This is a genomic window from Nocardioides dilutus (assembly GCF_054779555.1).
The window spans coordinates 1-12,920 of the sequence record NZ_BAAGYA010000001.1 but is presented as its reverse complement, the minus strand read 5'-3'; the positions used below and the strand labels follow the sequence as shown (position 1 = coordinate 12,920).

At 71.6% G+C, this 12,920-nt stretch carries 12 protein-coding genes and 1 pseudogene; 7 read left to right on the top strand and 6 right to left on the bottom strand.

Annotated features, from left to right (window positions below; genetic code table 11):
• The first annotated feature begins 97 nt into the window (after window positions 1–97).
• Complete coding sequence (locus ACYVC6_RS00065) at window positions 98–379, top strand: Fe-S cluster assembly protein HesB (protein WP_460709677.1); 282 nt, start codon at window positions 98–100, stop codon at window positions 377–379.
• A 192-nt stretch (window positions 380–571) separates the two neighbouring features.
• Here ACYVC6_RS00065 and katG read toward each other — a convergent pair whose 3' ends face one another.
• Complete coding sequence (gene katG / locus ACYVC6_RS00060) at window positions 572–2,839, bottom strand: catalase/peroxidase HPI (RefSeq protein WP_460709675.1); 2,268 nt, start codon at window positions 2,837–2,839, stop codon at window positions 572–574.
• Between the two features lie 22 nt (window positions 2,840–2,861).
• A complete protein-coding gene (locus tag ACYVC6_RS00055; RefSeq protein WP_460709673.1) occupies window positions 2,862–3,296 on the bottom strand; it encodes a Fur family transcriptional regulator in 435 nt (144 codons plus the stop codon).
• A 129-nt stretch (window positions 3,297–3,425) separates the two neighbouring features.
• Here ACYVC6_RS00055 and ACYVC6_RS00050 point away from each other — a divergent pair, with 129 nt between their 5' ends.
• The 5 genes from ACYVC6_RS00050 to ACYVC6_RS00030 are packed head-to-tail and all read left to right on the top strand — an operon-like array spanning window position 3,426 to window position 9,074.
• On the top strand, window positions 3,426–4,253 hold the full coding sequence (locus ACYVC6_RS00050) for an alpha/beta fold hydrolase (protein WP_460709671.1): 828 nt from the start codon (window positions 3,426–3,428) through the stop codon (window positions 4,251–4,253).
• On the top strand, window positions 4,250–5,044 hold the full coding sequence (locus tag ACYVC6_RS00045) for a lysophospholipid acyltransferase family protein (RefSeq protein WP_460709669.1): 795 nt from the start codon (window positions 4,250–4,252) through the stop codon (window positions 5,042–5,044). The genes ACYVC6_RS00050 and ACYVC6_RS00045 overlap by 4 nt, the downstream gene beginning before the upstream one ends.
• A gap of 12 nt (window positions 5,045–5,056) precedes the next feature.
• Window positions 5,057–6,706: an AMP-binding protein gene (locus tag ACYVC6_RS00040; protein ID WP_460709667.1), complete on the top strand. Its 1,650-nt coding sequence runs from the start codon at window positions 5,057–5,059 to the stop codon at window positions 6,704–6,706.
• On the top strand, window positions 6,706–8,082 hold the full coding sequence (locus ACYVC6_RS00035; RefSeq protein WP_460709665.1) for a WS/DGAT/MGAT family O-acyltransferase: 1,377 nt from the start codon (window positions 6,706–6,708) through the stop codon (window positions 8,080–8,082). Before ACYVC6_RS00040 ends, ACYVC6_RS00035 begins: the two co-directional genes overlap by 1 nt.
• Window positions 8,079–9,074, top strand: a complete 996-nt coding sequence (locus tag ACYVC6_RS00030; protein WP_460709663.1) for an alpha/beta fold hydrolase — start codon at window positions 8,079–8,081, stop codon at window positions 9,072–9,074. The genes ACYVC6_RS00035 and ACYVC6_RS00030 overlap by 4 nt, the downstream gene beginning before the upstream one ends.
• On the opposite strand, the gene ACYVC6_RS00025 is transcribed toward ACYVC6_RS00030, so the two are convergent.
• Genes ACYVC6_RS00025 through ACYVC6_RS00010 form a run of 4 tightly spaced genes read right to left on the bottom strand, consistent with a single transcriptional unit; the run spans window position 9,071 to window position 12,544 of the window.
• On the bottom strand, window positions 9,071–10,030 hold the full coding sequence (locus ACYVC6_RS00025; RefSeq protein ID WP_460709661.1) for a metallophosphoesterase: 960 nt from the start codon (window positions 10,028–10,030) through the stop codon (window positions 9,071–9,073). The two genes, ACYVC6_RS00030 and ACYVC6_RS00025, sit on opposite strands and share 4 nt — an antisense overlap.
• Before the next feature lie 21 nt (window positions 10,031–10,051).
• Entirely contained in the window at window positions 10,052–10,522 is a 471-nt protein-coding gene (locus ACYVC6_RS00020; RefSeq protein ID WP_460709659.1) for a nitroreductase family deazaflavin-dependent oxidoreductase, read from the bottom strand.
• A gap of 58 nt (window positions 10,523–10,580) precedes the next feature.
• Entirely contained in the window at window positions 10,581–11,729 is a 1,149-nt protein-coding gene (gene fahA / locus ACYVC6_RS00015; RefSeq protein ID WP_460709657.1) for a fumarylacetoacetase, read from the bottom strand.
• Window positions 11,726–12,544, bottom strand: coding sequence for a hypothetical protein (locus ACYVC6_RS00010; RefSeq protein ID WP_460709655.1), 819 nt, complete (start codon window positions 12,542–12,544; stop codon window positions 11,726–11,728). The genes fahA and ACYVC6_RS00010 overlap by 4 nt, the downstream gene beginning before the upstream one ends.
• A 19-nt stretch (window positions 12,545–12,563) precedes the next feature.
• Between ACYVC6_RS00010 and ACYVC6_RS00005 the strand changes: the two are divergent.
• A pseudogene (locus ACYVC6_RS00005) lies at window positions 12,564–12,920 on the top strand (homogentisate 1,2-dioxygenase); the annotation flags it as partial.

Here is a 12,920-nt window from a genome sequence, read left to right as displayed (position 1 = left end):
CGAGGGGTTGTCGGCGGGTTCTCAGCGATGTCTTGATGGAGTTCCTGCCATCGGAGATCCCGCTGGCCCAGCGATGACCGAGGAGGCGAGCAGTTCCATGCTCTCCATCACTCCACGGGCTCTTGCGGTCCTGCGAAGAGTCACGGCCCACCCGAAGCTGACGCCCACTTCCGGGCTGCGGATCGCCCCCCATGAGGCGCCGAGCCGGCCGATGCAGGTCCGAGCGGTATCAGGCCCGCACCCGGACGACCGGGTCCTCGAGCAGGACGGTGCGCGTCTCTACCTCGGACGTGGAGCGGACGTGCAGGTCGAAGGCCGCGAACTGGATGCCGTCACCGACGACGAGGGCCGGGTGCAGTTCATCCTGAGGTCCGCGTGAAGCCCCGCCTCGAGCCGGCGAAGGCGACGCGCCGCGAAGTCGTCATCGCTCGCGCGCACGAGATCACCAGGCGGACGGAACGGCGGCAGCGGATGCTGCGACAGCTGCGGCGGACGTGCTGAGCGGTCCAACCATGGGGGTCTTGGGGGCCCGGTCGCACATGTGCGACCGGGCCCCTGGACGTGCCGCTGCCTAGTCCAGGTCGAACCGGTCGTTCTCCATGACCTTGGTCCAGGCGGCCACGAAGTCGTCGACGAACTTGGCACGCGCGTCCTCGGAGGCGTAGACCTCACTGATCGCGCGCAACTGTGAGTTGGACCCGAAGATGAGGTCGACCGCGGTCGCGGTCCACTTCAGCTCGTCGGTCGCGACGTCGCGGATCTCGTAGACGTTCTCCTCGGACTCCGACGCCTTCCACCGGCTGCCGGGCGAGAGCAGGTTGGTGAAGAAGTCGTTGGTCAGAGCGCCGGGCCGGTCGGTGAGGACGCCGTGCTGGGCACCGCCCGCGTTGGCACCGAGCGCGCGGAGCCCACCGACCAGGACGGTCATCTGGGGTGCCGACAGGTTCAGCATGTAGGCCCGGTCGACGAGCAGGGTCTCCGGCTGGAGCTTCTCGCCGGCGCGCAGGTAGTTGCGGAAGCCGTCAGCGCGCGGCTCCAGCACCCTGAACGAGTCGGCGTCGGTCTGCTCCTGCGAGGCGTCGGTGCGGCCCGGATGGAACGGCGCCGTGACCTCGTGGCCCGCTGCCCTGGCGGCCTGCTCCACTCCGGCGTTGCCCGCGAGCACGATCAGGTCGGCGAGCGAGATCTTGGCGCCCCCTGCGGAGTTGAACTCCTCCTGGATCGCTGCGAGCTTCTCCAGGACGGGCGCGGTGCCCTCGTTGACCGCCCAGCCGCGCTGTGGCTCGAGGCGGATCCGGGCGCCGTTGGCCCCGCCGCGCTTGTCGGTGTGCCGGTAGGTCGCCGCCGACGCCCACGCCGTGGTCACGAGCTGGTCGACCGTCAGGCCGGACTCGAGCACCTTGGCCTTGAGGTCGGCGACGTCGCTCTCGGAGACCAGCTCGTGGTCGACCGCAGGGACCGGGTCCTGCCACAGCTGGGGCTCGGGCACCCACGGGCCGAGGTAGCGCTCGGCTGGGCCCATGTCGCGGTGCAGGAGCTTGTACCAGGCCTTGGCGAAGGCCATCGCGAACTCGTTGGGGTTCTCGAGGAACCGGCGCGAGATCTTCTCGTACTCCGGGTCGAAGCGCAGCGCGAGGTCGCTGGTGAGCATGGTGGGCTTGCGCTTGGGGGAGTCGGGCGTCGGGCCCGGGATGATCTCCTCGGCGTCCTTCGCGACCCACTGGTGGGCGCCGGCGGGGCTCTCGGTGAGCTCCCACTCGTAGCCGAAGAGGATCTTGAAGTAGTCGTTGCTCCATCGCGTCGGGGTCGTGGTCCAGGTGACCTCCAGGCCGGAGGTGATGGCATCGGCGCCCTTGCCGGAGCCGAACGAGCTCGTCCAGCCCAGCCCCTGCTCCTCCAGCGGCGCGCCTTCGGGCTCGGGACCGACCAGGTCGGCGTCCCCGGCCCCGTGGGTCTTGCCGAAGGTGTGGCCGCCGGCGATCAGGGCGACGGTCTCCTCGTCGTTCATCGCCATCCGGGAGAAGGTGTCGCGGATGTCGTGGGCCGATGCGAGCGGGTCCGGGTTGCCGCCCGGACCTTCGGGGTTGACGTAGATGAGACCCATCTGGACCGCGCCGAGCACCTCGTCGAGCTGGCGCTCCTCTGCGTAGCGCTCGTCGCCCAGCCAGGTGTCCTCGGGACCCCAGTAGATCTCCTCCGGCTCCCAGACGTCCTCACGGCCGAAGCCGAAGCCGAATGTCTGGAAGCCCATGTCCTCCAGCGCCACGTTGCCGGCCAGCACGAGCAGGTCGGCCCACGAGATCTTCTGTCCGTGCTTCTGCTTCACCGGCCACAGCAGGCGCCGGGCCTTGTCCAGGTTGGCGTTGTCCGGCCAGCTGTTGAGCGGCGCGAACCGCTGGCCACCGTCACCGGCGCCGCCGCGCCCGTCGAAGATCCGGTAGGTGCCGGCCGCGTGCCAGCTCAGCCGGATCATCAGCCCGCCGTAGTGGCCGAAGTCGGCCGGCCACCAGTCCTGCGAGGTGTTGAGCACCTCGACGATGTCGCGGCGCAGCTCGGCGAGGTCGAGCTTGGCGAACTCCGACCGGTAGTCGAAGCCGGCACCGAGCGGGTTGCCGGCCGGTGAGTGCGCGTGCAGGACCGAGAGGTCCAGCATGTTGGGCCACCAGTCCTTGAGGGTGTGCGGCCGCCCACCCGTCTGTGGGGTCGGCGAGTCGATGGCCGGGTTCTCGCTCTCGCTGCCGTCCGCGGCCGCTGAGCCGGGCATCACCGGGCAGCCCTCCTCGGCCTTCCGGTCCACCCCCTGGGGGCTGTCGGGCGTGGAGTCCTGGCTGTCGCTCATCTGCATTCCTTCCGGGTCGCGTTCACTGAGGGGTCGGTCCGGTCGCGCACTCGGGGCAGGTGCCCCAGTAGACGACCTCCGCCTCGTCGACCTCGAAGCCGTGGTCGTCGGAGGCGGTGAGACAAGGGGTGTGGCCGACGGCGCAGTCGACGTCGGCGATGGCGCCGCAGGAGCGGCACACGACGTGGTGGTGGTTGTCGCCCACGCGCGACTCGTAGCGGGCCACCGACCCGGCGGGCTGGATCCGGCGCACCAGGCGGGCCGAGGTCAGCGCGCGCAGCACGTCGTAGACGGCCTGGTGCGACACGTCGCCGAGCTCGCGGCGTACGGCGCCGATCAGCCGGTCCGTGTCGGCGTGCGGGTGCTCGTGGACAGCGGCCAGCACGGCCAACCGAGGCCGGGTCACCCGCAGCCCGGCACCGCGCAGCAGCGGCTCGAGCTCCAGGGTCGTGGGCACGCCCCCACCTTTGCGAGTTTTCTTGAATGAGTCAAGAGAGCGTGCTGGCGCCTTCCAGGTACTCGCCAGTAGTGTGACCTGTACTAGAACGCGTTGCAGTTTTGTCGGAGCGACGCCCATACTCGACACGTGTACGACTTCCGAGCTGCGGGGATCGGACGGGACCCACACGGGCGCCCCGACCTCCGCAAGCCCTCCCTGGTGCTGACCGCGGGCGAGGCGTTCCGGGCACCCGGTGAGCTCGTGGGATCGCTGCTGCTCGACGCGGTCAGCGGGCCGCTCGTCGACAGCGACCTCGGGGCCGGGCGGCCCGTCCTGGTCATCCCGGGCTTCCACTCGGGCGACCCGGTGACCCGGCCCCTGCGTGGTCACCTGCAGCGGCGCGGGTGGGACACCCACGGCTGGGGGCTCGGCACCAACCACGGTCTCACCGACGCGGTGGTCGACGGCGTCCTGGCCCGGTTCGACGAGGTCTACGGCGGTCGTCACGAGCCGGTGAGCCTGGTGGGCCACAGCTTCGGCGGGCTCCTGGCCCGCTGGCTGGCCCAGCAGCGTTGCGAGCACGTGCGCCAGGTGGTCACCCTGGGGTCGCCGTGGCGGCCCGAGGGCGAGCGCACGCGGACGACCCGGATGTTCGAGCGCTCGCGGCGCACCCACGGCCTCAGCGAGCGCGCGGAGGCTGTCATCGACGAGCTCCGCGAACCGCTGCCGGTCTTCAACACAGCGATCTGGTCCAGAACCGACGGGATCGTCCCGTGGCGCGGGTGCGCCCTGGACGAGAGCCCGACGGCGGAGAACATCGGGGTGCCCAGCTCGCACGTCGGTCTGGTCGCCAACCCACTGGCGCTCGCGGCCCTCACCGACCGGCTGGCCCAGGACCCGGCGGCGCCCGAGCCGTTCAGCTGGCGCCGGGTGCTCGGGTCGACGCTGGGCTCTCCGCCGCGGAGGGCATCGTGAGCGAGCCGGACCTGACCCTGCGGGACGCCGACTACGTCGGCAAGTGGCTGCCGTTCCTGCGGCTGGTGATGAAGAAGTACTTCCGTTCCGAGGTGCGCGACATCGAGCGCATCCCGCCGGACGGCGGCGTGCTGATCGTCTCCAACCACTCCGGTGGGCTGATGCCCATGGACGTCCCGATCATCACGGTGGCGTTCCACGACCACTTCGGCCTGGACCGGCCGATCTACACGCTCGCCCACGACATGCTCTTCACCGGAGCCCTCGGTCCCCACGTTCGCGCCGCCGGGTTCGTGGAGGCCAACCGCGAGAACGCCGCGGCGGTGCTCGAGGCTGGGGCGGTGACGATCGTCTTCCCGGGCGGTGACTACGACAGCTTCCGGCCGACCCGCAAGCAGGGTGAGATCGACTTCAACGGCCGCACGGGCTATGTCCGGACGGCGCTGGAGGCGGACGTCCCGATCGTGCCGGTGGTGAGCATCGGCGGCCAGGAGTCGCAGCTGTTCCTCTGGCACGGCGAGCCGCTGGCCAAGCTGTTCGGCCTCCAGAAGCTGATGCGCTCGGAGTACTTCCCGGTCAGCCTCGGGTTCCCGTTCGGCCTCACTTTCGCCTTCCCGCCCAACCTCCCGCTGCCGACCAAGATCGTGACCCAGGTCCTCGAGCCGATCGACATCCGCGCCGAGTTCGGTGAGGACCCCGACATCGCCGAGGTCGACGCCGAGATCCGCAGCCGCATGCAGGACGCTCTCGACCGGCTGTCCCGGGCCAGGCGATTCCCCGTGATCGGGTAGGCATCGGCTGACATGAGCAGCGGGGAGCGCAGGGCCAAGGTGCGGCAGCGGCTGCGCCACGCCCGCTGGCGCACCGCCACCCTCGCCCGGGCCGGACTGATCGCGCCGCTGCGCCCCGACCGATATGCCCGGATGGGCCTGGTGGTACGCCGCTACGGCATCACCGCGACCACGGGCCTCGGGCTCGCCGCCGCCCGGCGTCCCGACGGGGTGGGCCTGGTCGACGAGCTCGGCTCACTGACCTGGGGCGAGCTCGGCCGGCGCTCGGACGCCCTCGCCTCGGGCCTCGCCCGGATGCGGACGCCGTCGGGTCGCCAGGTCCGCACCATCGCCATCCTGTGCCGCAACCACCGCGGCTTCGTGGACGCCCTCGGGGCCGCGACCAAGCTCGGCGCCGACGCCCTGCTCCTCAACACCGGGTTCTCCGGGCCCCAGCTCGCCGACGTGGTGGCCCGGGAGAAGGCCGAGCTCGTGGTCTACGACGAGGAGTTCGCCGGCCTGGTCGAGCACGCGCGCACCGTGGTCGGCGACCTCGTCGAGCTCGTCGCCTGGCAGGACCAGCCCGGCGGTGGCGACGTCCGGTCGCTCGACTCGGTGATCCGGGCCAACGACGGCGCCACTCCGGCCAGGCCGGAGCGCTCGGCCAAGGTCATCCTGCTGACCTCGGGGACCACCGGGACGCCCAAGGGCGCCGCCCGCGGTGCCGACGGCGGCACCAACGCGATGGCCGCCATGCTGGACCGCATCCCGTGGCGCGCCGGCGAGACGGTCGTGGTGGCCGCCCCGATGTTCCACGCGTGGGGCTTCGGCCAGCTCGTCATCGCCGCGACGCTGGCGTGCACGGTGGTCACCCGGCGCAGGTTCGACCCCGAGGCCACCCTGGAGATGGTCCGCAGCTCCGGCGCCACCGGCCTCGGCGTCGTACCGGTCATGATCGAGCGGATCATGGAGCTCCCCCCCGAGGTGCTCGACCGCTACCCCTTGAAGGGGCGGCTCCGGTTCGTGACGGCCAGCGGCTCGCGGATGCGCGGCGCCGCGGTCCTCGAGTTCATGGACCGGTTCGGCGACACGATCTACAACAGCTACAACGCCACCGAGGCCGGGCTGATCAGCACCGCCGTGCCCGCCGACCTGCGGGTCGCCCCCGACACGGCCGGCAGACCCGTCGTCGGCACCGAGCTGCGGATCCTCGACGACGCCGACCGCGAGGTCCCCCAGGGTGAGGTCGGGCGGATCGCCGTGCGCAGCGGCTTCCAGTTCTCCGGCTACACCTCCGGTGACACCAAGGCGTTCCTCGGCGACTACATGGTCTCCGGAGACATCGGCCGGGTGGACGCGGAGGGACGCCTCTACGTCGTGGGCCGCGACGACGAGATGATCGTGTCGGGCGGCGAGAACGTCTACCCGCTCGAGGTGGAGGAGACGCTCAACGCCCACCCGGCGGTCCGGGAGGCGGCCGTGGTCGGCGTGGACGACGAGAAGTTCGGCCAGCGGTTGGCGGCGTACGTCGCGATCGAGGCCGGCGCCGACGTCGGGGCCGACGACCTGCGCGCGCACGTGAAGTCGCAGCTGGCCGGCTACAAGGTGCCGCGCGACGTCACGTTCGTCGACGAGCTGCCCCGCAACGACTCGGGCAAGATCATGAAGCGCGAGCTCCCCTGATGCAGCGCATGGACGGGGTGGACGCCAACTTCCTCTACCTCGAGACCCCGACCATGCACATGCACACCGTGAAGGTCGCGATCCTCGAGCGCCCAGGAGGCTTCGACTTCGACGCGTTCGTGGGCGAGGTGATGGCGCGGCTCGACAAGCTGCCGTCGTTCCGCAAGCGGGCCCTGATGGACCCACTGCTCCTCAACCACCCGCTGTGGATCTCGGACCAGGAGCTCGACCCGGCCCGGCACATCTTCCGGGTCGTGCTGCCGGCCCCGGGCTCCATGCGTGACCTGGAGCGGATGGTCGGCCAGATCGTCAGCGTCCCGCTCGACCGCTCGGTCCCGCTGTGGGAGCTGCACGTCTGTGAGGGGCTCGAGGGCGGCAAGGTCGCCGTGGTCGCCAAGCTCCACCACGCGTTGGCCGACGGCAACGCCGCCAACAACCTGCTCGCCAACGCCACCGGCGCGGTGACGCCGGCCGGCGCCCCGGAGGTGAGGCTGGAACCGACGCCGTCTCGACCCGAGCTGGTCCGCGCCGCCCTCGTCGACGCGGTGCGGCAGGCCTTCTCGCTCCCTGCGCTCCTCAGTCGCACGGTCCGCCGGCTGGTCGACCTGGTCAGGATCCGCCGGGGGTCCGACGTCACGCCGCCGCGGCCGATCCTCGACGTGCCGCGCACCTCGTTCAACGGGCCGCTGGGCTCGCGGCGCAACTTCGCCACCGTCACGCTCCCGCTCGACGAGCTCAAGGCGGCCCGCCACGCGCACGGCGTGACCCTCAACGACGTGGTCCTCGGTGTGGTGTCCGGAGCCCTGCGCCGGTGGCTGGCGGCGCTCGGTGAGCAGCCCAGGTCCTCCCTCACCGCAGGCGTGCCGGTGGGCACCGACCCGCCCGACGGCCCGCCGCGCCTTGAGGGCAACCGGGTCTCCAACATGTTCACGACCCTGGCCACCGACATCGACGACCCGCACGAGCGGCTGCAGACGATCTCGCGGGTGACCGACGCGGCCAAGGTCGTGCACCGGACCCTGGGTCCCGACATGTTCGTCGACTGGGTGCAGTTCACCCCACCGGCGGCGTTCGGGGCGGTCATGCGTCTCTACTCCAGGGTGCGCGCTGCCTCCTGGCACCCGGCCCCGTTCAACCTGGTCGTCTCCAACGTCGCCGGGCCGCGGGAGGAGCTGCTGCTCGGTGACTCCCGGCTCGTCGACCTGTTCAGCGTCGGCCCGATCCTCGAGGGCATCGGGCTCAACGTGACCGCGTGGTCCTACCAGGACCGGATGAACTTCGCCCTGCTGTCCTGTCCCGACCTGGTGCGGGACCTCGCGCCACTGGTCGCCGAGTTCGCCCCGGCTCTCCGGGAGCTGACGAAGGAGGAAACGTGACACCCACCCTCGCCCGCCTGATCTGGCGCACCACCCGGGTCACCACCCGGGTCGGGAGGAAGGCCGGCGTCTACGGCGCCACCGTCGTGGGCAAGGCGGTCGCCGGCCGCGTCGTCACCCTGCCGGCGGTCGAGGACGTCCCCGAGGGGCGGATGGTCGATCTGCCCGGCCGCGGCCGCACCTTCCTCGTCGACGTGCCCGGCCCAACCCCGGACGCCCCCACCGCGGTGTTGCTGCACGGGCTCGGCTGCACGGCGTACCTCTGCTGGTTCGGCACCATCGGCGAGCTCTCGCGCACCCACCGTGTCATCACCTTCGACCAGCGCTGGCACGGACGCGGCATCCACTCGGAGCGGTTCCGGTTCGTCGACTGTGCCGACGACGCCGCGGCGGTCATGGATGCCCTCGACATCGACCAGGCCCTGGTGGTCGGCTACTCGATGGGCGGCGCGGTCGCCCAGGAGCTGTGGCACCGGCACCCCGGGCGGGTCAGCGGCCTGGTGCTCGCGTCGACCGCCCGCAACTTCCGCGGCCATCCGCGGGAGAAGCTGTTCTTCTCGCTGGTGACCCTGACGATGAACCCGCTGTCCCGCTACGCCCAGCCCAAGGTCGAGCGGTTCGCGCTCGGCCTGCCGGACGTGTCGCCGTACGACCACCGGGATCGGGTCGGCTGGGGTGCCCGGGAGTTCCGCAGCACGAGCGCCTGGTCGATGCCCGAGGTGCTCGGCGAGCTGGGGCGCTTCAACTCCGCGTCCTGGATCACCGGCGTCGACGTGCCGACCGCCGTCGTCGTGACCACTCGTGACAAGGCGATCCCGGCCCGGCGTCAGCACGCCCTCGCCGCGGCCATCCCGGGCGCCGAGGTGCTCGAGGCGCCGGGTGGTCATGCGTCGGTGGTCATGGACCACGCCGGGTGGTTCCCGGTGTTCCTCGAAGCGGTCGCGGACGTGACGGCGCGGACGCCGGCACGGTCGAGGGCGGCGGTGGGTTAGGGCTGAGGCTCCACCAGTGGGCCCTCGACGCCGAGGTTGAAGTCGGAGTCCTTGCGGCTGATCGTGTCGAGCCGCTCATCGGGTGACAGCGCGTCGATCAGCGGCAGCATGTCGAGCCCGAAGCCGCTGACCTCGGGCGCCTCCGCCAGCGGCACCACGGTGTGGACGATCCGGTCGTCGTAGACGTGCGCCATCGTGAACGCCTGGTGCCCGTCGACGCCGGAGATGAGGCGGTCCTTGGGCGCGACGTCGGTGGTGTAGCAGCTCGCCGAGGCCACCGAGACCGGGATGCCGGCGAAGATCGAGTAGGTCGTGTAGTGGTAGTGCCCGCCGAGGATCGCGCGTACGTCGCTGCCCTCCACGACCGCGGCGAGCCGGTCCATGCCGTGCAGCTCGATGACGGCCGCCTGGGGGACCATCGGCACGGGGATCGGCGGGTGGTGCAGCGCCAGGAGAGTGCCGTGCTCGGCCGGGGTGGCCAGCACCTCCGCGAGCCAGGTCAGCTGTGCGTCGGTGAGGTCGCCGTGGTGGTAGCGCGGCACGCTGGTGTCCAGCGCGACGATGCGCAGCCCGCCGACGTCGTAGACCGCGTCCTGCGCGGGCACGTCGACGTCCGCGAGGTGACCCAGCTCGCGGTCGAAGAGGCCACGCGCGTACGCCGCTCGCTCGTCGTGGTTGCCCATCACCCACACGACCTGGGCGCCGATCTCGTCGGCGAACGGCTCGACCAGCCCGCGCAGCCGCGCGTATGCCTCGGGCTCGGCCTTATCGGCGAGGTCACCGGTGAAGACGAGGGCGTCCGGGACGAGCTGGAGCCGCGACAGCCGCTCGAGGACGTGCATCAGCCCGACCTCGGGGACGATCGCCTCGTACTGCTTGCGACCCGGGCTGAGCAGGTGGACGTCGCTGAGGTGCGCGACCGTGAACCGGGGCGCTGGGAACTGGCCGTACTGCACGGCCGGAGACTATCGGCCGGGTCAGACCCGGGTCAGCCGGAACACGGGGATCTGCCGGGTCATCCGCGCCTCGTAGAGCCGGTAGTTGGGCCAGACGTCGAGCATGGTCTGCCAGGCGACCTCGCGGTCCGCGCCTTCGAGCTCGGTCGCGATGACCGGGATGCGTTCGCGCTGGTACTGGATCACCGCCTCGCCTCCGGCGGCCCGCAGGTTCATCACCCACAGCGGCTCCTTGGGACCGCCGAAGTTCGAGCCGGCGAGCAGCCAGGTGTCGCGGTCCGGCACGCACAGCAGCGGGGTCGTCCGCTCGATGCCGCTCTTCCGTCCCCTGACAGTCAGGTTGACGTTGGGCAGGCCGGCGACGTCGAGCAACGTCAGCTTGCCGCGGGTCAGCTTCTGGAGCTGCTTGTCGGTCCAGACGATCTGGGTCAGGTACTTCGGCAGCCAGGGGATGGCGCCCACGCGCCGCGCGATCGGAGTGAAGAGGCCCACGCGAGCAGTCTAGGGCGGAAACTGGAACACGTTCTCGTTGGCCCGGGACCCGGGATGGTCAGTCCCTGGCCGGCTCGACCCGACCGGCGACCTCGCCGAGGGTGATCCGGCCGCCACCGGTGCCCGGTGCCGAGTAGCGCAGCACCACCTGGTCGCCGTCGCGCAGGAAGGTGTGGCCGTCGGCCCCGAACGGCTCGGCCCCGCCCCACGACAGCTCCAGGAACGAGCCGCGCTGGTCGCGCTCGGGTCCGCTGATGGTGCCGGACGCGAAGAGGTCGCCGGTGCGCAGCGAGGCCCCGTTGGCGGTCAGGTGGGCGAGCATCTGGGCGGGCGACCAGTACATCGTGCGGTACGGCGGGCGGCTGACGACCTCGCCGTTGAGCGCGATCTCCACGTCGATGTCGAGGCCCTTCGTCGCCCCGGGGCCGAGGTAGGGGAGTGGCTCGGGGTCCTGCGCCGGCAGGTCGACCCAGGCCGCGTCCAGGGCCGCGAGCGGCGTGACCCACGGCGAGATCGAGGTGGCGAAGGACTTGCCGAGGAACGGGCCGAGGGGGACGTACTCCCAGGCCTGGATGTCCCGGGCGGACCAGTCGTTGAGGCCGGTCACGCCGAACAGGTGGTCGGCCAGGCCGCTGAAGGGCACCGGCTCGCCCAGCGGGCTCGGCACCCCGACGACGAAGCCCAGCTCCGCCTCGATGTCGAGGCGCTGGGAGGGCCCGAAGGTGGGCGCGGCGTCTGTCGGTGCCTTGCGCTGGCCGCACGGGCGGGTGACCGGCGTACCCGACACGACGACCGTCCCCGCCCGGCCGTGGTAGCCGATCGGCAGGTGCCGCCAGTTGGGCGTGAGGGCGTCGCCGTCGGGCCGGAACATCCTCCCGACGTTGGTGGCATGGTCGAGCGAGGCGTAGAAGTCGACGTAGTCCGCGACCTCGACGGGCAGGTGCAGCGTGACCGAGTCGAGCGGGACCGTGTGGCCGCCGTCCTCGGCCAGCTCGCGGACCTGGTCCCGGGTCTGCCGCCACACCTCGGTGCCGAGGGCCAGGAACGCGTTGAGGGACGGGCTGTCGAACTCGGAGCGGCCGGTGGCGGCGAACAGGTCGAGCACCCAGTCACCGGCGTCGTCATTGAACCGGACGCCCACCCGGCGCGGCCCGCCCGCGACGGAGAACACGCCGTACGGCAGGTGGTCGAGCCCGAACCCGCTCACTCGACCAGCCCCAGATCCCTCAGGTCCGCCCAGGGCTCAGCGACCGAGCACGAGCCGAAGGACCGGAACCAGCGCCGGGCGGCGGCCCCGCCCTCGTAGTCGAACGCCTGGGTGAGCATCCCGGCGTCGCGCGACTCCAGCACCTGTGTCACCTCGGCCGCACCGCTGCCCGCGAAGGCGCGGGCCGTGGCGACCAGGACGTTGAGGAAGCCGTGGTGCTCGAACCCGTCCTCGCCGGTGTGGCGGACCGCACGATGCAGACAGGCGGTGCACTTGAACTGGGTCTCCCGGTCGAGGGCCGCGTCGATCCACCGGGCCAGGGCGTGCGCGGCGGGGAAGGCGGCAGCCTCGAGCCCCCCGGTGCGGAACTTCAGGTGCAGTCCGGCCGCGGCGACCTCGTCAGCGGCGGCCAGCCACGCGGAGGTCGACCCGACGTGCGGGAGCTCCACGTAGACGGGCACCGGCTCCTCGAGCTCGCCGAGGGCCACCACCACGCGGCGGACGTTGCCGGCGAGGTCGTCGAGGTCTCGCAGGGCGATCTCGAGACCCGCCAGCTCCAACCCGAGCTTGCGGCACAGTCCGGCCGGACCGGCCAGCTGACCCGCGCCACCGGTCACGACGACCGACAGCGGGCCGCCGAACCCGCGCACCAGCGGAAGGTCGGTGTCCCTGAGCACGAAGGTGCCTACGAGCTCGGCTCCCTCCTCCGGCGTACGCGCGGCGTAGGCCGCCGTCGCCTCGTGCAGGGGCGCGTCGCCGGGCGGGAAGACGGCGGCGTCATCGACCAGTCCTGCCCACGCTTCATCGAGTGGCACGGGTCTAACGTAACGAGGCATGGCGTACTACAGGTCAGTAGGCGACGTCCCGCCGAAGCGGCACACCCAGCACCGGGACCCGGAGGGGCGCCTCTACTGCGAGGAGCTGATGGGCGAGGAGGGCTTCTCGTCGGACTCGTCGCTGCTCTACCACCGCGGTGTCCCGTCGGCGATCGTCGCCGCCGAGGTGTGGGAGCTGCCCGACCAGGCCCGGACGCCCAACCACCCCCTCCAGCCGCGACATCTCAGGCTGCACGACCTCGAGACCGGGACCGACGCGGTCACCGACCGCCGGCTCGTGCTCGGCAACAACGACGTCCGCATCGGCTACGTCGTCACCGGGACCGACCCCTCGCCCTACTACCGCAACGCGATC